Below are 20,069 nucleotides of genomic sequence, written 5' to 3'. Positions count from 1 at the left end.
AGAGCGGTGAACAGGCTGTTCACGATCAGGCGTGTCCACGGGCTTGAAATCCTGTTACCCGCCGGTAACATTTACGCATGTTACCGAACAGTACCGATCTTGGTCGGGTGTGCCCACCAAGATAGTGAAGGGAACCGCCATGACCAATATCCTTTTCGTTTCGTCGAGCCCGCGCGGCGCCGCCTCGCAGTCGACCAAGGTCGCCGAGCAGCTCGTCGCCGGCATCCGTGCCGAGGACCCTTCGGCCACCGTCACACGCCGCGACCTCGCCCGTCATCCGCTGCCGCATGTCGACGAAGCCTATCTCGGCGCCGTCTTCGCGCCGGCCGAGACGCATACCCCCGAGCAGACCAAGCTCCTCGCCCTTTCGGACGAACTGGTCGCCGAGATCCAGGCCGCCGACGTCATCGTCATCGCTTCGGCCATGATCAACTTCACCGTCACCTCGCAGCTGAAGGCCTGGTTCGACTTCATCGCCCGCGCCGGCAAGACCTTCCGCTATGGCGCGAACGGCCCCGAGGGCCTCGTGACCGGCAAGCGCGTGGTGGTCGTCGAGGCCAAGGGCGGCATCTATTCCGACGGACCGATGAAGCCGCACGACTATCAGCAGCCCTGGATCCGCTTCATCCTCGGTTTCCTCGGCATGACCGATGTCGAGATCATCCAGGTCGAGGGCCAGGCGATGGGTCCGGAGCGCGCCGAGCAGGGCGTGGCCGAGGCGGCCGAGAAGGCCGGCGCCACCGCGCGGGCCCTTGTCGGGAGACGCGCCGCCGCCTGACGGCCGACGCGAAAAAGAAAAGGGCACCGGACCGGATGGTCGCGGCGCCCTTCTTGCGTCTGAGCGGTGTTACGGCTGCGGCGCTGCCGGCGCGGCCGGGGTCGTCGTCTTGACGTCGATCGACAGCAGATCGGGCAGCGAGCGCGGATCGGCTTCGGCGGCCGCGATGATCCTGGTGAGCGGAACCGGCGTCGCCGGCGTCGCGGTCAGCGTCATCGTGCCGGGCGTGCGGATGAAGGCCTGCAGTGCCGGCGCAAGCTTCTCCTGGAAGCCGGGATTCTTGAGCACGAGCATCAGCGTGAGCGGCATCGCGCCGGCGAGATCCTCGCGATATTTCTCCGGCGTCTGGCCCTTCTTCTTGGCCTCCATCGCGATGGCACGGTCGATGATCGATCCATCCTTGACCACGGCCTTGCCGCCCTGGAACAGGAGGCTCGGCAGCGCGGCCTCGAGGCCCTTCGGGTTCTCCAGCGCCTGGCGCGTGAGGCCCGTGAGCACCGCCTCGGCGGCGATCGAGCCGAAATCCTTGATGTCGAACCGGAAATCGCTGAGCGTCAGGCTCTGGTCCGCCTCGCGCCAGTTGAGCTTGAAGCCATAGTTCGCCTGCACCTGCTGGTAGCCGAGCTCGGCGAACATGGCGCGGGCGCGGGCATCGTCGATCAGCGACTGGTCGACGACCAGATTGCGGAAGTCAACCGAGACCTGCGTCGGCACCGGGCCGATATAATTGCCGAGATCGACGCGGCCGCGATCGATGGCGCCGACCGTCTTGCCGTCCTGGACGACGGAGACATTGACCGCCTCGGCATATCCCATCGTCGGGATCAGCGGCAGCGGATCCGACTCGACGCCTGCTTCCTCGGCCCGCACGGCCGCTACGATCGCCTGGAGCGAGGGGAACTTGAAGCCGCCCATCGCCGCCCGCTCGGCGCCGACCGAGGTCTTGTCCGAGGCGACGTCGAGATCCGCGATGCCGATCTCGCCGATGCCGTCGCTGGAATAGTCGTTGATGTGGAAATCGCCGAGATGGAAGCGGTCGACGCCCGGCGCGGTCACGTCGAGATCGACAAAGCGGAACGCGTCCCAGCCGAAGGCGTAGAAGACATTCGGGATCGCATCGAGCGCCTTCTGGCCGAGTTCCTTCTCGGACATCTCGGGATGAGCGAGCATGTCGTCGAAGAAGGCGGCGAAGCTCGCCGGCGGCTGGCGGACCTTCAGGTTCTCCAGCTCGATGCTGCCGAAGCGCGTCTTGCCGCCGGGGATCTCGAAGGAGAGGTTGGTATATTTCTCGAGCGCCAGCGCATTGCGCCAGCGACCGTCGCCGACCCCGCCCTGGTAGCGATCCGGGTCGAACACGTCGATGATCGCGTTCAGGTCCATCTTGAAGGCTTCGAGCTTGTCGGCCCGCATGTTGACGAGCCCGTCGGGGCTCGGCGTCTCCTGTGTGAAGGGACCGGCGACGACGTGGTCGATCATGCCCTTCTGCATCCCCGTCAGCGTGAAGCTGCCATAGGAGGCGTTGGTCGTCTGGTTCTCGAAGGTGGTGGTGGAATCGAGGCTGTCGATCTTGAGCGACGCGATCGTCGTCTGGGCGGCGATCGCATAGGCCTTGATCATGGCGGTGAAGGGCCGCGCCGGATCGAAGACGAAGCCGGTGAAGCTCGGGACCGTCACCGTGTCGGCGGTGATCGGGCCAAGCTTCACATCGGCGAAGGCGCCGAACACGGCACGGCTGTCGCTGGTCGTCACGGAGACCGCCGTGAAGCCGCCATCCGGCGTCTGGCCATAGCCCGTGACCGCCACCTGGCCGAACGCGATCTCAATCTTGGTCGAGAGCGTCTCGCTGCGGATGGTGAGGTTTTTCAGCGTCGCGGTCCGCGATGCGTCGTCATAGGTGAGCGACTCGTAGCCGGCTACCCAGTTGGGCGAGGCGTCGATGCTCGTGACCCAGCCGCGGATCGCGGTCTCGACGGGCTCCTCGGCCATCGCGGGAGCGGCCGCGACGACGAATGCGGCCGAAAAGCCGAGAACGAGGAGACGGGTCTGCGTGCTCCGGCGGGCCATGGCGGCGCTCCTGGATCGGAAGGACGGATCGGGGCGGGGAGGACGCCCCGGCATTGGCCGGGGCGTCCGTCGTCAGGGCTCAGTTATTGGCCTGGACGTCGATGCCGAGCAGGCCCGGGATCGAGGACGGCGCGGACATCGCCGACTGGCCGATGGACTGGATCAGCACCGGCTGCGCGGGCTTCAGCATGACTGTGAAGCTCTTCGGGTCCTTGAGGAAGGCGGTCACCGCATCGACGACCTTCTGCTGGAAGGCGGGGTCGTTGATGTTGAGCTGGCTGAAGCCGAGCGGCAGCGCGGCCGGCAGCATCATGGCGAGGCTGTCACGAGTGGTGCCCATCGACTTTGCCTGCATCTCCAGCACCTTGTTGGCGATGCCGGCGTCCTCGAAGCGGATCGTCGCGTTCTCGAGCGTCGCCGTCGAAGCCAGCGCGCTCATGTCGTCCTGGCTCTGCAGCTTGTCGCGCGGCAGGCCGCCGAACGAGCCGGTGATCGTCAGCTTGCCCATGTCCTTGCCGTCGACCTCGACCTCATTGATCGAGAGCGACTGCTTGGCGTCGTCATAGGAGGCGCCGACATTGAAGTTGAGCAGGAGGCTCTGATAGCCGAGCTGGTCGAGCGTCGCCTTGGCCTGCGGTTCGGTCGCGATCACCGCCTGCGGCACCGACACGCCGGCGACGGAGAACTTCACGTCGCCCGGCTGGCCGTTCACGACATTGGTGAGGTCGATCGAGACCTTGTCGACCTTGACCGGCTCCGGCTGGTCCTTCTTGTTCGTCGCCGAGATGCCGGCGATCTCGAAATGCGAGAACGGCGTCAGCTTGACGTCGCCGGCGAGCTCGGCCGGGGTCGGTACCACGGCGTCGTTGGAGAGGCCGGTCGTCCAGTTGAGCGTGTTGTCGCCCTTGAGCAGCTTGCCGCCGTCAAAGGCGATCGACGTCGCCGTGAAGCCGCCCGGCTGGCGGTCGGCCGGATTGGTGACGACGATGGCGGGGATGGTGACCTCGCCGTTCTTCTTCGAGAGGATCTTGAAGTCGCTGACTGTCACGACATCGCCATTGGCGGTGGCCGAGCCGTAGCTCGCCTGGCCGTCGCCGCGCGCCTGCACGACGGCGACGATGTCGTCGGCGACCTTCTTGGCGTCCGAGGCGGCGAAAGCCGCGCTCGACATCAGCAGCGCCGAGAGCACCGCCAGGCCGGACACGGCGGAGCGGCCAGCAAACGAAACTTTCATCTTGTCCTCCAGGGAACGGTTTCTTGGCATCGGCAACCTGCCGGATACGCAGTCGGCGGCATTCTGTAATGAAGTTCGTGGCGAGAGCAAGAACGCCACGGCCAAGCGGTGAACGCCGTCATAGCGCGTGCGTTGCAAGGCGAGCGGATGGCGATCGGTCGCGCCCGGCGCTCTTTGCTTTGGGCGCCGCCCCCTTATCATTGTCCGCTGCGCGTCATCCCCGGACGGATCCCATGCTCGCGATCTTCGCCATCTTCTGCGGCGCCGGCCTCGGCGGCGTCCTGCGCTACGGCATCACCGTCGGCGGCGGCAAGCTGCTCGGGCTCGATTTTCCCTGGGCGACGCTCGCCATCAACATCACGGGATCCTTCGTGATGGGCATGGCCGCGGCCTGGTTCGTCATCAAGGGCGCCGCCTCAGGCCCGCCGGAGTGGCGGCTTTTCCTGACGACGGGCGTTCTCGGCGGCTACACGACCTTCTCAACCTTCTCGCTCGACGCCGTCTATCTCTGGGAGCGCGGCGCGGCCGGGCAGGCGGCGATCTATGTCCTCGCCTCCTTCGTCATCTCGCTTGCGGCGCTCGGCGCTGGTCTCGCGCTCGTCAGGGCGCTCATCGGATGATATGAGGCGCCTTCGAAAGAAGGACTCCCGCCGATGGCGACCGTCGTCACCAAGACCGTCCAGCCGGACGAGGCCGATATGCGCCTCGACCGCTGGTTCAAGCAACATTATCCCGGCCTCTCGTTCGGCCATCTCCAGAAGCTGCTCCGCTCGGGCCAGGTCCGGGTCGACGGCGCGCGCGCCAAGACGAACGACCGGATCAACCCTGGCCAGACGATCCGCATCCCGCCGCTCGGCGTCGACGAGGCCGGCGGCAGCCCGCATGTCGCGCGTCCGGCCGGCGCGCGCGGCGGCGTCGCCGACCAGCTGATGGAGATGTGCCTCTATCAGGACGACCAGGTCTTCGTCTTCAACAAGCCCTGGGGCCTCGCGGTCCAGGGCGGCTCGGGCCTCGCGACGCATGTCGACGCGATGCTGGAGGCGCTGCGCGACGCCAAGGGCCAGAAGCCGCGCCTCGTCCACCGCCTCGACCGCGAAACGAGCGGCGTCCTCGTCGTCGCCCGCACGCGCCTTGCCGCCTCCAAGCTCGCGGCGAGCTTCCGCGCCCGCACGACGCGCAAGATCTACTGGGCGCTCGTCAAGGGCGTTCCCCGCCCGACACAGGGCCGTGTCTCGACCTGGCTCGCGCGCGACGGCGGCCCCTCGGGCGAGAAGATGAAGGTCGCACGCCATGGCGACGACGATGCCAGCCACGCCGTCTCGCTCTATTCGGTCGTCGACGTCGCCGGTCAGAATCTCGCCTGGCTGACCATGCGCCCCGTCACCGGCCGCACGCACCAGCTGCGCGCCCACGCCGCCCATATCGGCCACCCGATCATCGGCGATTCCAAATACTTCGAGGCCGACACCAACTGGAACTTCCCCGGCGGGATGCAGAACAAGCTGCATCTGCATGCCCGGCGCATCGTCATTCCCCATCCTTCCGGCGGAACGATCGACGTCACGGCGCCATTGCCGCCGCATATGCTGCAGAGCTGGAATCTCCTCGGCTTCGAGACCGATCTCGGCGGGGAGGCGGAGCCGGACGAGAATGAGTGATCTGTTCGATATCGGCCCCGATGGCCACGAGCCGCGCGATCCGATGCGCTCGGCGCAGGCACCGCGCCAGCTGCCGAAGCGCTTCTACAAAGAGGTCACGGCCGAGCCGGGCGAGGACGGGCTCCTTGCCATCCGGCTCGACGGCCGCCCGGTGAAGACGCCTGCCCGCGCCGTCCTCGCCGTCGCCAATGAGGCTGTCGCCGAAGCGATCGCGGCGGAATGGCGCGCGCAGGAGGCCGTGATCGACCCGGCGGGCATGCCGCTCACCCGCCTCGCCAACTCGGCGATCGACGGCGTCGCGCGCGATCCGGCCGCGGTGCGCGCCGAAATCCTCAATTTCGCCGGCACCGATCTCCTCTGCTACCGCGCCGACGGCCCGGAACGGCTGGTGGCGCTGCAGGAGGAGCACTGGACGCCGCTGATCGACTGGATGGACGAGCGCTTCGGCGCCCGCTTCATCCTCGCCGAGGGCGTGATGCATGTCGCCCAGTTCCCCGAAACCATCGAAGCGGTCGATGCGGCGCTGGGTGAACCGGACCCGCTGGCGCTCGCTGCGCTCTCGACCATCACGACGCTGACCGGCTCGGCGATCCTGGCGCTCGCCGTACTGCATGGCCGCCTGACCGCTTCCGAGGCCTGGGCGGCCGCGCATGTCGACGAGGACTACGAGATCAGCCTCTGGGGCGAGGACGACGAAGCCACGGCGCGCCGCGCCGCGCGGTGGCGTGAGATGCAGGCGGCGGCGCTTGTGCTCGCCGCCCGCTGACGCGCCGCAGCCAGAGACGTCAGGGCTTGCGGGCGAGAATCGCGGTGGCGGAGAACGCCTGGCCCTTGTGCTCGCCGATCCAGCCCCACAGAAGCGTGTCGCCCGTCCGCATGAGCACGACATTGCCGTTGAGGCAGCCATGGCCGGTCGCCGGATCGACGCCGCCGCGGGTGATCGTCTCGACATAGAAGCTCGTCGCGCCCTTTTCGCCGACCTTTTCCAGCGTTCCGCCGCAGGACTGGTCGGCATAGTCGATCGCGGCCGGCTCGCGCGCGAAATCGATGGCGACGGCGTAGGAGCCCGGCTCGTTCGACTGCTTGAACGATCCGGTCCACTGGCCCGAGATCGGCTCGGCCGCGGCGAGGCCCGCGCCGGCGATGAGCGCCGCGGCCGGGAGGGCGACGAGGACGATCCGGCGAAGCGATGTCATGGGTCTCTTCCCTGAATTTCAGGCGACGGAATCATCGCCGCGCACAAGCCTAGCGTGCATCGGTTTCCGTTGTGTTGCAGACGGAGTGAAAGTCCGAAAGATCAGCTGGTCGCGCCATGCGCCGCCGGCCGCATCGCCTCCCGCCCCGTTTCAACATCGGCGCGAGGCGCTATAACTCGGCTGCGACCGGCATGCGGGGGAGGGCGAGGCGATGAAGCATATCCTTGAGGAACTCGAGGTCCGGCGTGCCGCGGCGCGGCTCGGCGGCGGCGAGAAGCGCATCGCCGCGCAGCATGCGAAATCGAAGCTGACCGCGCGCGAACGGCTCGAGGTTCTGCTCGACGAGGGCTCCTTCGAGGAGTTCGACATGTTCGTGCAGCACCGCGCGACCGATTTCGGCATGGAGAAGACGCGGATCGCCGGCGACGGCGTCGTCACGGGCTGGGGCACGGTCAATGGCCGGCCGATCTTCGTCTTCGCCAAGGATTTCACCGTGTTCGGCGGTTCCCTCTCCGAGGCGCATGCCGAGAAGATCACCAAGATCCAGGACATGGCGCTGAAGAACGGCGCGCCGATCATCGGCCTCTTCGACGCCGGCGGCGCCCGCATCCAGGAGGGCGTCGCGGCGCTCGGCGGCTATGGCGAAGTGTTCCAGCGCAATGTGCTCGCCTCGGGCGTCATTCCCCAGATCTCGGTCATTCTCGGCCCCTGCGCCGGCGGCGACGTCTATTCGCCGGCCATGACCGACTTCATCTTCATGGTCCGCCATTCGAGCTACATGTTCGTCACCGGGCCGGATGTCGTGAAGACGGTGACCAACGAGACCGTGACGGCCGAGGAACTGGGCGGCGCCAGTGTGCATACGACGCGCTCCTCAATCGCGGATGGCGCCTATGACAACGACGTCGAGGCGCTCATGGCGATGCGCCGGCTCGTTGACCTCCTGCCGATGAACAACCGCGCGGCGCTCCCGGAGATCGAGAGCGCGGACCCGGCCGACAGGATCGAGATGTCGCTCGATACGCTCGTTCCCGACAATCCGAACAAGCCCTACGACATCAAGGAACTGATCCTGAAGGTCGTGGACGAGGCCGACTTCTTCGAGATCCAGGAAGCCTTCGCCCGCAACATCGTCACCGGCTTCGGCCGCATCGAGGGCCGCACCGTCGGCATCGTCGCCAACCAGCCCATGGTGCTTGCCGGCGTCCTCGACAGCGACGCGTCCCGCAAGGCCGCCCGCTTCGTGCGCTTCTGCGACGCCTTCTCGATCCCGATCGTCACCTTCGTCGACGTGCCCGGCTTCCTGCCCGGCACGGCGCAGGAATATGGCGGCCTCATCAAGCACGGCGCCAAGCTGCTCTTCGCCTATGGCGAGGCGACGGTTCCGAAGATCACGGTGATCACGCGCAAGGCCTATGGCGGCGCCTACGACGTGATGGCGTCGAAGCATCTGCGCGGCGACATCAACTATGCCTGGCCCTCGGCGCAGATCGCCGTCATGGGCGCCAAGGGCGCGGTCGAGATCATCTTCCGCGCCTCGAACGGCGATGCCGAAGCGCTGGCGGCGCGCACGAAGGAATATGAGGACCGTTTCCTCTCACCCTTCGTCGCCGCCGAGCGCGGCTATATCGACGAGGTGATCATGCCGCATTCGACCCGCCGCCGCATCGCAGGCGCTCTGCGCCTCCTGCGCGGCAAGGCGCTCGAAAACCCCTGGAAGAAGCACGACAACATTCCGCTCTGACGCTGGGCGAGAACGAGCCTGAACCGCAGTACCAGGCGGCGTGCCATGGCCGCGAGCTTCATGTCTGCGGTCAACAGCCTGCTGCTCGCGAAGCGCCTTGTCCAAGGCCGATTGCAGCACCTCGGCGTGGTTGCGCTCGATGCCCTCGTCATGTTCGCCGTCGGTGATGCCCGTCGGGCTCTTGATCCTCGCCCGCGTCAGACCGGGCCGGCGAGGCTGATGTCCGGCCGCGCCGTGACGCCGCCGGCGTCGATCGCGGCCCGCGAGGCGGCGACGGTTCGGCCCTCGATCACGAGGTCCGGCGCGATGTCGGCGAGCGGCACGAGCACGAAGGCGCGTTCCGCCAGTCGCGGATGCGGCAAAGCGAGGCCCGGCTCGTTGATCTGCATCCCGCCATAGTCGAGGATATCGATATCGAGGGTGCGCGGCCCCCAGCGGACCGACCGCTCGCGTCCGTGGCGGCGCTCGATGGCGAGGCAGAGATCGAGAAGCGCCCGCGGCGAGAGACTTGTTGCGATCGCGACGCAGGCATTGAGGTAAGGCCCCTGCGGGACAGGCCCCCAGGGCGGCGTCTCGTAGACCGGCGAGATCGCGGTCACCGTGACGCCGGCCGATTCCGAAAGCGCCGCGACCGCGGAGCGCAGCATCGTCTCGCGGTCACCGAGATTGCTGCCGAGCCCGAGATAGGCGTCAACCAAGACGTCGCCTCCGCTCGATGGAAATGGCGACGGTACCGGTCGCAACCTGCACCGGCGCTTCCGGCTTCGTGACCGTCAGGGCGACGGCCTCGACGCGAGAAAAGGTATCGAAGATCTCCGTCGCGATCGCTTCGGCGAGCGCCTCGATGAGGCCGAAGCGGCGCCCGGTGACGACGCGTTCGACGGCCGCGATCAACTGGCCGTAATGCACCGATTTCGACATGTCGTCGGAGATGCCGGCTTCCCGAAGGTCAACCTCGCAGGACAGGTCGATGCGAAAGCGCTGGCCGAGCACCTCCTCCTCGGGCAGGAGGCCGTGGAAGGCGAAGAAGCGCAGGTCGCTGATCAGGATGCGGTCGGTCATTGTGTGGCCATGTCCCGCTCGGGCGTCTCCGCCCTCGATGCGGCCGGGATGGCAAGAATGGCATCGGCCACCGCCAGCGCCTCGCGATGCGGCGCGACGTCATGGGCGCGGACGATCGAGGCGCCCCTGGCCGCCGCGACCAGATGCGCGCCGAGCGTTCCGAGCAGCCGCTCGCGCGGCTCGCGGCCGGTCAGGTTGCCGATGAAGCGCTTGCGCGAGGCGCCGACCAGCACCGGATGGCCGAGCGCGACAAGCCGCGGCAGGTCAGCCAGGATCGCCAGATTCTCCGCGGCATCCTTGCCGAAGCCGAGGCCGGGATCGATCACGATGCGCTCGTCGGCGACGCCGGCCGCGCGGGCGGTCCCGATGGCGCGGTCGAAGAAGCGCAGCATGCCGTCCATGATGGCGCCGGGGCCGTAGGTCAGCTCCCATTCCCAGTGGCCGATGACGATGACGGCGTCATGGGCCGCCGTGGCGCCGGCAATGGCGGGATCGCGCCGGAGCCCCGTCACGTCGTTGACGATCCGGACGCCGGCCCGCAGCGCGGCATCGGCGACGCTCGCCTTGTAGGTATCGATCGAGAGCGGCGGCCCGCCACTCGCCGCGAGTTCCGCGATCACCGGCATGATGCGCTGCAACTCGGTCTCGGCATCGATCGCGACCGCGCCGGGGCGGGTCGATTCGCCGCCGATATCGATGATGTCGGCGCCCTCGGCGGCCATGCGTCGCGCCGCCGCGACAGCCTCGGCGACGGCGAGATGGTCGCCGCCGTCGGAGAAGCTGTCGGGGGTGACGTTGAGGACGCCCATCACGAGCGTGCGGCCGGTGCCGCGTCGGTCGAGCAGGAGCGGGGGTCGGGAGCGATCCATCCTGTCAGAGAACCGGGAAGACCTGCCCCGTCAGGGCGCCCTCGACGCTCTTCGAGAAGGCGAGGGCGGCGCGCGCGGCCGGGACGGGCTCGTGGCCGCGGAAGAACGGACCGTAGCCTTCCATGGATTCGGTGAGCACGCCCGGGCTGACGGCGTTGATCCGCTGCGGCGCGAGCTCGATGGCGGCGGCGCGCACGAAGCTGTCGATGGCGCCGTTGACCATCGAGGCCGAACTGCCGGCGACGATCGGATCATGCGACAGCACGCCGCTCGTCAGCGTGAAGGAGCCCCGTTCGGAGAGATGCGGCCGGCCGATCAGCACGAGATTGACCTGGCCCATCAGCTTGTCGGCGATGCCGATGCCGTAGTCCTCGGCGCCCATCGTGGCGAGCGGCGCGAACTTCACCTTGCCGGCCGTCGACACCACGGCATCCACGGTTCCGAGCTTCGCGAAGGCCGCGCGGATCGAATCGGCGTCGGTGATGTCGAGCGCGATGTCGGCACCGCTCCGTCCGGCGCGGATGATCTCGTGGCGGGTGCCGAGTTCAGCCGCGACGGCCGTGCCGAGGACGCCCGAGGCGCCGACGAGAAGGATCTTCACGCGCAATCTCCGAAGCTTGGGCCAGGGGACGGAAACCTCCGTCCCTCAGGTCATTCCTTAGCGGACGGCGGGTCGATCAGGAACCGTCCAGAAAGCCGGTCAACAACCGGTTGAACGCCGCCGGGTCCTCGAGGAGGCCGGAATGGCCGACATCCGGCAGGATCGCCAGCTCGGCTCCGGGAATGAGCCGGGCGAGCTCGCGCGTGTGCTCCGGCTTGATCGCTTCTTCGAGCGCGCCATCGGCGATCATGGTCGGAACGCGGATGCTGCCGAGCTGTTCGGGCGTGAAATCCGGCTCCTCGTTCCACATCGCCGTCACGTCGCGAACCGTCGCCTCGTGGTCGTCGACGAGGCTCGCGACATCGACCTTGATCTCGGAAAGCAAGGTGGGGGCGGAACTCGGGATCAGGCCGTCGGGGTTGAAATTGGCGCCATAGGTGAACAGGCGGGTGATGCGATCGGGGTGATGGATGGCGATGTCGAGGCCGATGATGCCGCCGTCGCTCCAGCCGGCGAAGGCGGCCTTCCGGATCTTGAGGTGATCCATCAGCGCGATCACGTCGGCCATCATCAGGTCATAGGAGATCGCCTGGCCGGATCGCGTGCTCCGACCCTGGCCGCGGCTATCGACGACGACGACGCGGTGATCGGGCCTGAGGACCGGAATCTGATAGCGCCAGTCGACCGAGCTGCCGAGGCCGCCATGCAGCAGGATGACCGTGTCGCGACCCTTCGGATTGTAGATGCCGTACCAGATCCGGACCCCGTTCACATTGGCGAAGCCGGCATGGTCCGGATGCGGCAGCAGGGACTGTGGCGCGGCTGGCATGGCACCGACATAGCCGAGTTCCGCCATCGGAACCGTGCAGAGCGCCATGGCGACGAGGGGAACGAGAAGTGCGCGGACGGGACGCATGACGGGGTTAACTCCACCACAGCCGGCGCTGCGCTGCCCCACCACAGAGCCGCCGATCACCCGCTTTCTAGCAAATCGTGCGTCCGGCGCGAATCACGATCTCTCCACTCGCTGAAGCACGGCCCGGCCCGGCTTGCGGGCGACGATTGCGGCCGCTTCGGCGCCGCCCTAGAAAGGGAAAAGCGTGCCGGCTAGCGGACACGGCCGGGGGAAACGGAATGTTCGGCAAGATCCTGATCGCAAATCGTGGCGAGATCGCCTGCCGGGTGATCAGGACCGCGCGGCGGATGGGCATCGCCACGGTCGCGGTCTATTCCGAGGCGGATCGCGACGCGCTGCATGTCGAGATGGCCGACGAGGCGGTGGCGATCGGCCCGGCGCCGGCCTCGCAATCCTACCTCGTCATCGACCGCATCGTTGAGGCCGCGCGGCAGGCCGGCGCCGAGGCGGTGCATCCTGGCTACGGTTTCCTCTCCGAGCGGCCCGCCTTTCCCGAGGCGCTGGAGGCGGCCGGCATCGCTTTCATCGGTCCCAATCCGCGCGCCATGGCGGCGATGGGCGACAAGATCGAATCGAAGCGCGTCGCCGCCGCGGCGCATGTCTCGACGGTCCCCGGCCATCTCGGCGTCATCGCCGATGCCGAGGAGGCCGTGGCGATCGCGCGCCAGATCGGCTTTCCGGTCATGATCAAGGCTTCGGCCGGCGGCGGCGGCAAGGGCATGCGCATCGCCCGCGACGAAGCGGCGGTGCGCGAGGGCTTCCGCCTCGCCACCTCGGAGGCCCGGTCGTCCTTCGGAGACGATCGCGTCTTCGTCGAGAAGTTCATCACCGATCCTCGCCACATCGAGATCCAGCTCATCGCCGACAAGCATGGCCATGTCGTGTGGCTCGGCGAGCGCGAATGTTCCATCCAGCGCCGCAACCAGAAGGTCATCGAGGAGGCGCCTTCGCCGCTGCTCGATCCGGAAACGCGCCGCGCGATGGGCGAGCAGGCCGCGGCCCTTGCCCGCGCCGTCGGCTATGACTCGGTCGGCACGGTCGAGTTCGTCGCCGGCCAGGATCGCAGCTTCTTCTTCCTCGAGATGAATACCCGACTGCAGGTCGAGCATCCGGTGACCGAGCTCGTCACCGGTCTCGATCTCGTCGAGGAGATGATCCGTGTCGCCGCCGGCGAGCCGCTGCGCTTCGGGCAGGACGACGTCAAGCTGAAGGGCTGGGCGATCGAGAGCCGCATCTATGCCGAGGATCCCTATCGCGACTTCATGCCCTCGATCGGGCGGCTGACGCGCTATCGCCCGCCGGCCGAGGGCACGCATCGCGACGTCACCGTGCGCAACGATACCGGCGTCGTCGAAGGATCGGAGATCGCCATCCACTACGATCCGATGATCGCCAAGCTCGTGACGCATGCGCCGACGCGCGAGGCCGCGATCGACGCGATGGCGGATGCGCTGGACGGCTTCGAGCTCGACGGCATCCGCCACAACGTGCCGTTCCTCGCGGCGCTCATGGCGCATCCGCGCTGGCGGGCCGGTGCTCTCTCCACCGCCTTCATCGCCGACGAATTTCCCGGCGGTTTCGCGGGCGTGACGCCCGACGACACCGCGCTCGAGGGTCTCGCGGCGCTCGCGCTCACCTGCGAACGCGCCGCGACGACCCGTCTCGCCGGGCTGCCGGGACGGCTGCGGCCCGGCGCCGCGCCTGCGGCGGACGCCTTCGCCGTGAAGATCGCGGGCGGCCTGCGCAAGCTTCGGATTCTCAGCCGCGAGGCCGGGGTCACCGAAATCGAGACCGAGGCGGGACGGCTCATCTCGGTCAAGGGCCATTGGTCGCCCGGCCAGCGCGTCTGGCGCGGCTCCATCGACGGCACGCCGGCGGTGGTGCAGGTCCAGCGCATCGGCCCGGACTGGCGCCTCGTCCATCGCGGCGCCGACCTTCTCGCCCGCGTCATGAGCCCGCGGGTGGCGGCGCTCGATGCGCTGATGCCGGAAAAGCGCGTCTCCGACAGCGCCAAGGCGCTGCTCTGCCCGATGCCGGGGCTCGTCGTCTCGATCGCCGTCGAGCCGGGTCAATCGGTGAAGGCGGGCGAGACGCTGGCTATCGTCGAGGCGATGAAGATGGAGAACATCCTGCGCGCCGAGCGCGATCTGGTCGTGGATGTCATCAAGGCCAAGGTCGGCGACAGCCTGCCGGTCGACGCGGAGATCATGACTTTCGCCTGACCGGATGACCGGTCAGTCGGCCGCGGCGAGGCTGTCTTCCTTGACGTTCATCTGGTTGCCGCGCCATTCGAAGCCGCTGCCCGACACGGCGGCGAACCACAGCACGGGCAGCGAGAGGTCGCGCGCGATCAGCGCCAGCGTCGGACGAATGCCGGCGCGCCAGCCGAGGCCGATCGCCATCAGCACCTCGGCGCCGTACCAGGCGACGGCATAGGCGGCGACCACCCAGAACGGGATCGTTCCGGCGGTGGCGAGCGCCGCCGCGACGATGATCGGGAACAGGCCGCCGACCACAAGTTCGGCGCAGAAGAAGACGGGGAACGTGACGCGGCGCAGCCGCGCCCAGCGCAGCTGCCGGCTCCAGACCGCCTTCAGCGTCCGCCGGCCGATCGGCTGCGGGAAGGGCAGGTGGACGAGATGGACGTCGAGCCCGGCCCGGCGGATCACCTTGGTCGAGGCGGCGTCCTCGGCAGGATCGGCTGCGAGGGCCTCGATCGAGCCGTGGCGATCGAGATTCTCGCGCCGCCAGAGCATAGACTTGCCCTGCGCGAACCCGTTGCCGATCGCGTCCGAGAAAAGCTGCCAGCGGGCCTGGAAGGTATTGAGGAAGGCGCATTCGATCTCGCCGAAAGCCCCATCCGGCGCATCGCCGAGCGGCGGCGAGCAGACGAGGCCCGTGCCGGGCACCCAGCGATCCAGCAGGCGCAGCAGATAGTCCGGCGGCATCAGCACATTGCTGTCGGCCATGACGATCCAGTCATGGCGCGCCGCCTTCCAGCCCTTCACCAGATTGTTGAGCTTCGGATTGATGCTGATCCGATCGTCACCGACGAGGAGGCGCGACGGCACCTCGGGATGCTCGGCCATGATCCGCCTTGCCAGCGGGATGACCGGGTCCTTCTCGCTCGCGACGCAGTAGACGATCTCGAATTCCGGATAGTCGATCGTATAGGCCGAGCGGATGGTCTCCTCGATAGCGTTCTCGAGGCCGCAGAGCGGCCTGAGGATCGAGACCGGCGGATGGGCCGGCAGCTTGGCCGGAATGCGCCCTACGGCGAAGCGGCCGCGGACCGTGACGATCAGGATGGAAATGAAATGGACGGCGGCCGTGACGATGCAGAAGGCAGCGCCGAGCAGGACCAGCAGGAGCTCGAGTTCGGCGTCCATCATGCGGTCTCGCGGAAGCTAAGGCGGGCAATCTGCAAGGCACACTTCATTTTGTGGCGAATCCCCGTACCGGCCGCCGTGTGGCCCGGACCCCGGCTCAAAGGTGGTGACTGAACCTGGTAACGGCCTGATGACGACAACGAATAACTAGACGGGAGGTTGCCACCCGTGCAAGACCCCGCCCGCAAAGGCGCGGGAATGCCGCGCCGACGCTGGGACAAGGTATCATGACGACCACCGGACCGACGGCTCTTTTCGATCTCGACGGCACGCTGACCGACCCCTATCCCGGCATCAGCGGATCGATTCTCTACGCGATCGAGCGGTTGGGGCGCCCGCCGGTCGACGAAGCGACGCTGCGCGCCGCGATCGGCCCGCCGCTCGAGGCGAGCTTCGCGGCCATGCTCGGCGGCGACGCGATCCTCGCCAAGGAGGCGCTTGCGCATTACCGCGAGCGCTACGCGCCGGTCGGCCTCTATGAAAACAAGGTCTTCGACGGCATTCCGGAAGCGCTGGCGACGCTCAAGATGAACGGCATCCAGCTCTTTGTCGCGAGTTCCAAGCCCCGCGTCTTCTGCGAGCGCATCATCGAGCATTTCGGACTCGGCTCGTTCTTCACGACTGTGCACGGCTCCGAACTCGACGGCACCCGCGTCGACAAGGGTGATCTCATCGCCCATGTGCTCGCGAGCGAAGCGATCGACGCCACGCGCTGCGTGATGATCGGCGACCGGCGTCACGATATCTCCGGCGCGCGCCGCAACCACCTTCGGGCCATCGCCGTCGGCTGGGGTTATGGCACGGCCGAGGAATTCGCCGAAACCCCGCCGGACCGGATCGTCCCGGACGTGCCGGCTCTCGCCGACGCCGTTCTCTCGGAGCTCGGGCTGGCTCAATGAGTCGCGCCAGCCTGCATGTCAGCATCACAGGCCGCGTGCAGGGCGTCGGTTATCGCGCCTTCGTCGAAGAGCAGGCGGTATCCCTCGGCCTCTCGGGCTGGGTGCGCAACCGGCGCGACGGCAGCGTCGAGGCTGTGTTCTCGGGCGAGGCCGAGGTGGTCGAGCAGATGATCGAGACCTGCCGGCGTGGTCCGCGCCATGCGGTGGTCGACGCCGTTACGGTTCTCGGCGAGGCGGAAGCGCAGGACGGCCCGTTCCTCGTCGCGCCGAGCCTCTGAGGGCGCGTCGTCTAGAAGCCGCTGACCGTCGGCCCGAACAGCCGCTCGAATTCGGCCCGAAGAACCGAATCGACCTCGGTCATGGACACGATGTGACCGAGATCGGCGAGGCTGGTGACGCCGTGCTCGCGGACGCCGCAGGGTACGATGCCGTCGAAATGGCCGAGGTCCGGATCCACATTCAGCGAGATGCCGTGGAACGTCACCCAGCGGCGGACGCGGATGCCGATCGCGGCGATCTTCGATTCGGCGCCGATCCCGCGATCCGGCTGCCGCACCCAGACACCGACCCGGTCGTCGCGACGCTCGCCGCGGACGTTGAAGCCGGCAAGCGTCGCGATGATCCAGCCCTCGAGCGCGGCGACGAAGAGGCGGAGATCCTGGCGCCGCCGCGACAGGTCGAGCATCACATAGGCCACGCGCTGCCCGGGCCCGTGATAGGTGTATTGCCCGCCGCGTCCCGTCTCGAAGACGGGAAAGCGCGCCGGCGCCACGAGATCCTCGGGTTTCGCACTCGTTCCGGCCGTGTAGAGCGGCGGATGTTCGACGAGCCAGACGCGTTCATTGGCTTCGCCGGCGGCGATCAGCGCGGCGCGCCGTTCCATCTCGGCGATGGCATCAGGATAGTCGACAGGTTCGTCCGCGATCACCCATTCGACCGGCGGGCTGCCGGCGCGCGGCATGAGCGCGATATCGAGCGTGTCGCGCGAGGTGGGCAGGCGGTCGGTGGTGGCGTCCATGCCGCCTATATAGTCGAGACCGAGGCGGATTTCGCGATTGATCCACAGGCTCGGCTCTCCATGCCGGCAAGCGAGAATGCCCGCTTGTATCCGACCGGGGCATTTGCTAAATCCTCGCCGCGCCGGTTCGCCGGCTCGGGTTCCGCGGTTGTGGCGGAATTGGTAGACGCGCAGCGTTGAGGTCGCTGTGCCGCAAGGCGTGGAAGTTCGAGTCTTCTCAACCGCACCAGAACCCGACAAATCCTCACGAAAGCGGCGGCCCTCGGGCCGCCGTTTCCGTTTTCGGCCTTCCCTCACGATGGCGGCAGCGACCGGTTGCCGCGCTCGCGCGCCAGCCGCGTTTTCCTTTGCGGCGGCGATGGCGGGCCGCTAAGTCTCGATCGGGCCTTCGAGAGCCTCTTCAGCCACCCGTCCGTCGACCCTGTAACCGCGGAGCTTGCATGTCCGATCCGGCAGGCGAATCGACGACCATCGAGCGCGATCCACCGGCCGCGCCGGCCGCGCTGCCGCCGCTTCGCGACGAGGACGACAACCTCTCAGCGGCGTTCCTCGACGCCGTCGTCGCCGCGATCGAGGCCTCGGACGCGGAACGGGCGCGCCTCCTCACCGAAGACCTGCACGAGGCGGATGTCGGCGCCATTCTCGAGCAGCTCGACGCCGAGCAGCGCCCGGCCCTGATCCAGCTCCTCGGCGACGCCTTCGACTTCACGGCGCTGACCGAGCTCGACGAGGCGACGCGCGTCGAGATTCTCGAGGATCTCCCCGCCGAGACGGTCGCCGAGGGCATCAGCGAGCTCGATTCGGACGACGCGGTCTACATCCTCGAGGATCTCGACAGCGAGGAGCGCGAGGAAATCCTCGCGCAGATGCCTTCGATCGAGCGTCTGGCGCTGAAGCGCAGCCTCGACTACCCGGAAGACAGCGCCGGCCGGCGCATGCAGACAGAGTTCATCGCCGTGGCGCCGTTCTGGACGGTCGGCCAGACGATCGATCTCATGCGCGAATCGGACGACCTGCCGGAGAGCTTCAACGAGGTCTTCGTCGTCGATCCCGCCTTCCGCTTCCTTGGCCGCGTGCCGCTCGACCGCCTGCTGCGCAGCGCGCGCCCGGTCAAGATGGGGGAGATCGTCGACGAGGGGGCGCAGATCGTCGAGGCCACGGACGAACTCTCCTCCGTGGCGAGGCTCTTCCAGCGCTACAACCTGATTTCGGCGCCGGTGGTCGACGAAAGCCGCCGCCTCGTTGGCATCATGACCATCGACGACGCGGTCGACGTCATCGAGGAAGAGGCGGACGCAGACATCAAGCGCCTCGGCGGCGTCGGCGACGAGGAGGTCTCGGATCGCGTCCTGTCGATCGCGCGCAGCCGCCTGCCATGGCTGTGCATCAATCTCTGCACGGCGATCCTGGCTTCCTTCGTCATTGGCCTCTTCGAGACCGAGCTCCAGAAGATGGTGGCGCTGGCTGTGCTCATGCCCATCGTCGCCAGCCAGGGCGGCAATGCCGGCACGCAGACCATGACCGTCGCCGTGCGCGCGCTAGCGACCCGCGCGATCGGCCCGCATAACGCGCTTCGCGTCGTCGGGCGCGAACTGGTGGTCGGCTGCATCAACGGCCTGTTCTTCGCCTGCATCGTCGCCGGTGTCGCGGTCTGGCGATTCGGCATCGCCGATCTCGGCGTCGTCATCGCGGCGGCGATGCTCGTCAACCTGATCGCGGCGGCGCTGGCGGGCATCCTCATCCCGTTGGTGATCCACCGCTTCAAGTTCGATCCCGCGATCGCCTCGGGCGCCTTCGTCACCACCGTGACCGACCTCGTCGGCTTCTTCTCCTTCCTCGGCTTCGCGGCGCTGTGGTTCGGCTTCGGCTGATCGGATCCGGAGCCTCAGGCTTCCGCGCCGTTCGGCGGCAGGCGGTAGGCTCCGCTCGCGAGCGCTTCGACGATGCTTTCCAGCGTACGCTGCCGGTCGAGCCCGCCAATGGCGAGCGCATGGCGCTCCAGCGGGCCGAGATCGGCGAACTGCCCATGCAGCGCGGCGATGGTCGCCGGATCGGTCAGCGTCTCGCCGCCGCGTGACCGGCAACGCGCGATGGCTTCATCGAGATCGGGTCGCAGCACGATGTAGTGCAGCGGGACCTCGATGCCGGCGAAGGCGGAGAGGAACCACGGCCCGATGATGCCGTCCAGCACGACGAAATAGCCGCCGCGTGCGAAGCCGGCGACGACGCCGGAAAGGACCTCCATCACGATGCGGTTCTGAGTATTGGCCTCCGGCAGATAGGGCGCGATGGCGCCGTGCCGGATGAATCCCCAGAAGTCGTCGGAATGGAGATGTACCTTCGGCGATCCCGGCAGCGCGGCGAGCTGCGCGGCCGCCGTCGTCTTGCCCGATCCGGGCGGGCCCGTGAGGATGAGGATTTCGCCGGCATGGGTGATCATGGTGGCGATCTTGCCGGAGGGCGGCGCGGCGCTCAACCGCTCCGGCATGCGCCTGACGCGTCGCGCATTATTTCCCGCCGGGGAAAAATGTGAATCCGCGGATGCTGCGGCGCATCGACTTTCGGCCGAAAATCGCTAGACGAGGAACCGTCGCGCTCCCGGACCCGCCGGGTGCCGGCGAGGCACGAGACGAGGGAACGG

The 20,069-nt window shown here is 67.8% G+C and carries 20 protein-coding genes and 1 tRNA gene; 10 read left to right on the top strand and 11 right to left on the bottom strand.

Annotation, left to right across the window (positions count from 1 at the left end; translation table 11 throughout):
- Positions 1-139: 139 nt before the first annotated feature.
- On the top strand, positions 140-778 hold the full coding sequence (locus tag QO015_RS03675; RefSeq protein ID WP_266281406.1) for an FMN-dependent NADH-azoreductase: 639 nt from the start codon (positions 140-142) through the stop codon (positions 776-778).
- Positions 779-847: 69 nt separating this feature from the next.
- On the opposite strand, the gene QO015_RS03670 is transcribed toward QO015_RS03675, so the two are convergent.
- Positions 848-2,842 (bottom strand): aq_1923 C-terminal domain, encoded by a 1,995-nt coding sequence (locus tag QO015_RS03670; protein ID WP_266281407.1) that lies wholly within the window; start codon positions 2,840-2,842, stop codon positions 848-850.
- Between the two features lie 79 nt (positions 2,843-2,921).
- Positions 2,922-4,076, bottom strand: a complete 1,155-nt coding sequence (locus tag QO015_RS03665) for an aq_1923 C-terminal domain (protein ID WP_266281408.1) — start codon at positions 4,074-4,076, stop codon at positions 2,922-2,924.
- Positions 4,077-4,309: 233 nt separating this feature from the next.
- On the opposite strand from QO015_RS03665, the gene crcB reads away from it, so the two are divergent.
- From crcB to QO015_RS03650, 3 genes are read left to right on the top strand one after another with little or no spacing between them, the layout of a single operon-like run.
- A complete protein-coding gene (gene crcB, locus QO015_RS03660; protein ID WP_266281409.1) occupies positions 4,310-4,696 on the top strand; it encodes a fluoride efflux transporter CrcB in 387 nt (128 codons plus the stop codon).
- Positions 4,697-4,729: 33 nt separating this feature from the next.
- A complete protein-coding gene (locus tag QO015_RS03655; protein WP_266281410.1) occupies positions 4,730-5,734 on the top strand; it encodes an RluA family pseudouridine synthase in 1,005 nt (334 codons plus the stop codon).
- The gene (locus tag QO015_RS03650) at positions 5,727-6,500 is read left to right on the top strand and encodes an ATP12 family chaperone protein (RefSeq protein WP_266281411.1); all 774 of its coding nucleotides are present in this window, start codon (positions 5,727-5,729) and stop codon (positions 6,498-6,500) included. The genes QO015_RS03655 and QO015_RS03650 overlap by 8 nt, the downstream gene beginning before the upstream one ends.
- 19 nt (positions 6,501-6,519) lie before the next feature.
- On the opposite strand, the gene QO015_RS03645 is transcribed toward QO015_RS03650, so the two are convergent.
- Positions 6,520-6,930, bottom strand: a complete 411-nt coding sequence (locus QO015_RS03645) for a hypothetical protein (RefSeq protein ID WP_266281413.1) — start codon at positions 6,928-6,930, stop codon at positions 6,520-6,522.
- Positions 6,931-7,141: 211 nt separating this feature from the next.
- Between QO015_RS03645 and QO015_RS03640 the strand changes: the two genes are divergently transcribed.
- Entirely contained in the window at positions 7,142-8,674 is a 1,533-nt protein-coding gene (locus QO015_RS03640) for an acyl-CoA carboxylase subunit beta (protein WP_266281414.1), read from the top strand.
- Positions 8,675-8,871: 197 nt separating this feature from the next.
- Here QO015_RS03640 and folK read toward each other — a convergent pair whose 3' ends face one another.
- From folK to QO015_RS03615, 5 genes are all read right to left on the bottom strand, one after another.
- Positions 8,872-9,372 (bottom strand): 2-amino-4-hydroxy-6-hydroxymethyldihydropteridine diphosphokinase, encoded by a 501-nt coding sequence (folK, locus tag QO015_RS03635; RefSeq protein ID WP_266281415.1) that lies wholly within the window; start codon positions 9,370-9,372, stop codon positions 8,872-8,874.
- On the bottom strand, positions 9,365-9,736 hold the full coding sequence (folB, locus tag QO015_RS03630) for a dihydroneopterin aldolase (RefSeq protein WP_266281416.1): 372 nt from the start codon (positions 9,734-9,736) through the stop codon (positions 9,365-9,367). Before folB ends, folK begins: the two co-directional genes overlap by 8 nt.
- Entirely contained in the window at positions 9,733-10,605 is an 873-nt protein-coding gene (gene folP / locus QO015_RS03625; protein ID WP_266281417.1) for a dihydropteroate synthase, read from the bottom strand. The genes folB and folP overlap by 4 nt, the downstream gene beginning before the upstream one ends.
- 4 nt (positions 10,606-10,609) lie before the next feature.
- The gene (locus QO015_RS03620; protein WP_266281418.1) at positions 10,610-11,206 is read right to left on the bottom strand and encodes a short chain dehydrogenase; all 597 of its coding nucleotides are present in this window, start codon (positions 11,204-11,206) and stop codon (positions 10,610-10,612) included.
- A 76-nt stretch (positions 11,207-11,282) separates the two neighbouring features.
- Complete coding sequence (locus QO015_RS03615) at positions 11,283-12,122, bottom strand: alpha/beta fold hydrolase (protein WP_266281420.1); 840 nt, start codon at positions 12,120-12,122, stop codon at positions 11,283-11,285.
- Between the two features lie 218 nt (positions 12,123-12,340).
- Between QO015_RS03615 and QO015_RS03610 the strand changes: the two genes are divergently transcribed.
- Positions 12,341-14,344 (top strand): acetyl-CoA carboxylase biotin carboxylase subunit, encoded by a 2,004-nt coding sequence (locus tag QO015_RS03610; protein ID WP_266281422.1) that lies wholly within the window; start codon positions 12,341-12,343, stop codon positions 14,342-14,344.
- A 12-nt stretch (positions 14,345-14,356) separates the two neighbouring features.
- Here QO015_RS03610 and QO015_RS03605 read toward each other — a convergent pair whose 3' ends face one another.
- Positions 14,357-15,514, bottom strand: coding sequence for a ceramide glucosyltransferase (locus QO015_RS03605; protein ID WP_266281424.1), 1,158 nt, complete (start codon positions 15,512-15,514; stop codon positions 14,357-14,359).
- 224 nt (positions 15,515-15,738) lie between these two features.
- On the opposite strand from QO015_RS03605, the gene QO015_RS03600 reads away from it, so the two are divergent.
- Positions 15,739-16,410: an HAD family hydrolase gene (locus tag QO015_RS03600; protein ID WP_266281425.1), complete on the top strand. Its 672-nt coding sequence runs from the start codon at positions 15,739-15,741 to the stop codon at positions 16,408-16,410.
- Entirely contained in the window at positions 16,407-16,688 is a 282-nt protein-coding gene (locus QO015_RS03595) for an acylphosphatase (protein ID WP_266281426.1), read from the top strand. Before QO015_RS03600 ends, QO015_RS03595 begins: the two co-directional genes overlap by 4 nt.
- Positions 16,689-16,699: 11 nt before the next feature.
- On the opposite strand, the gene lipB is transcribed toward QO015_RS03595, so the two are convergent.
- Positions 16,700-17,428, bottom strand: a complete 729-nt coding sequence (gene lipB / locus QO015_RS03590) for a lipoyl(octanoyl) transferase LipB (RefSeq protein WP_266281427.1) — start codon at positions 17,426-17,428, stop codon at positions 16,700-16,702.
- Positions 17,429-17,572: 144 nt separating this feature from the next.
- Between lipB and QO015_RS03585 the strand changes: the two genes are divergently transcribed.
- A tRNA-Leu gene (locus tag QO015_RS03585) sits at positions 17,573-17,657 on the top strand.
- A gap of 211 nt (positions 17,658-17,868) precedes the next feature.
- Positions 17,869-19,299, top strand: coding sequence for a magnesium transporter (gene mgtE, locus QO015_RS03580; RefSeq protein WP_266281428.1), 1,431 nt, complete (start codon positions 17,869-17,871; stop codon positions 19,297-19,299).
- Positions 19,300-19,313: 14 nt separating this feature from the next.
- Here the strand turns inward: mgtE and QO015_RS03575 are convergent, their stop codons facing one another.
- Positions 19,314-19,865, bottom strand: coding sequence for an AAA family ATPase (locus QO015_RS03575; RefSeq protein WP_266282480.1), 552 nt, complete (start codon positions 19,863-19,865; stop codon positions 19,314-19,316).
- Positions 19,866-20,069: the final 204 nt, after the last annotated feature.

Source organism: Kaistia geumhonensis (genome assembly GCF_030815145.1).
GTDB classification, from domain to species: domain Bacteria; phylum Pseudomonadota; class Alphaproteobacteria; order Rhizobiales; family Kaistiaceae; genus Kaistia; species Kaistia geumhonensis.
This window is presented reverse-complemented; position numbering and strand designations above follow the sequence as displayed.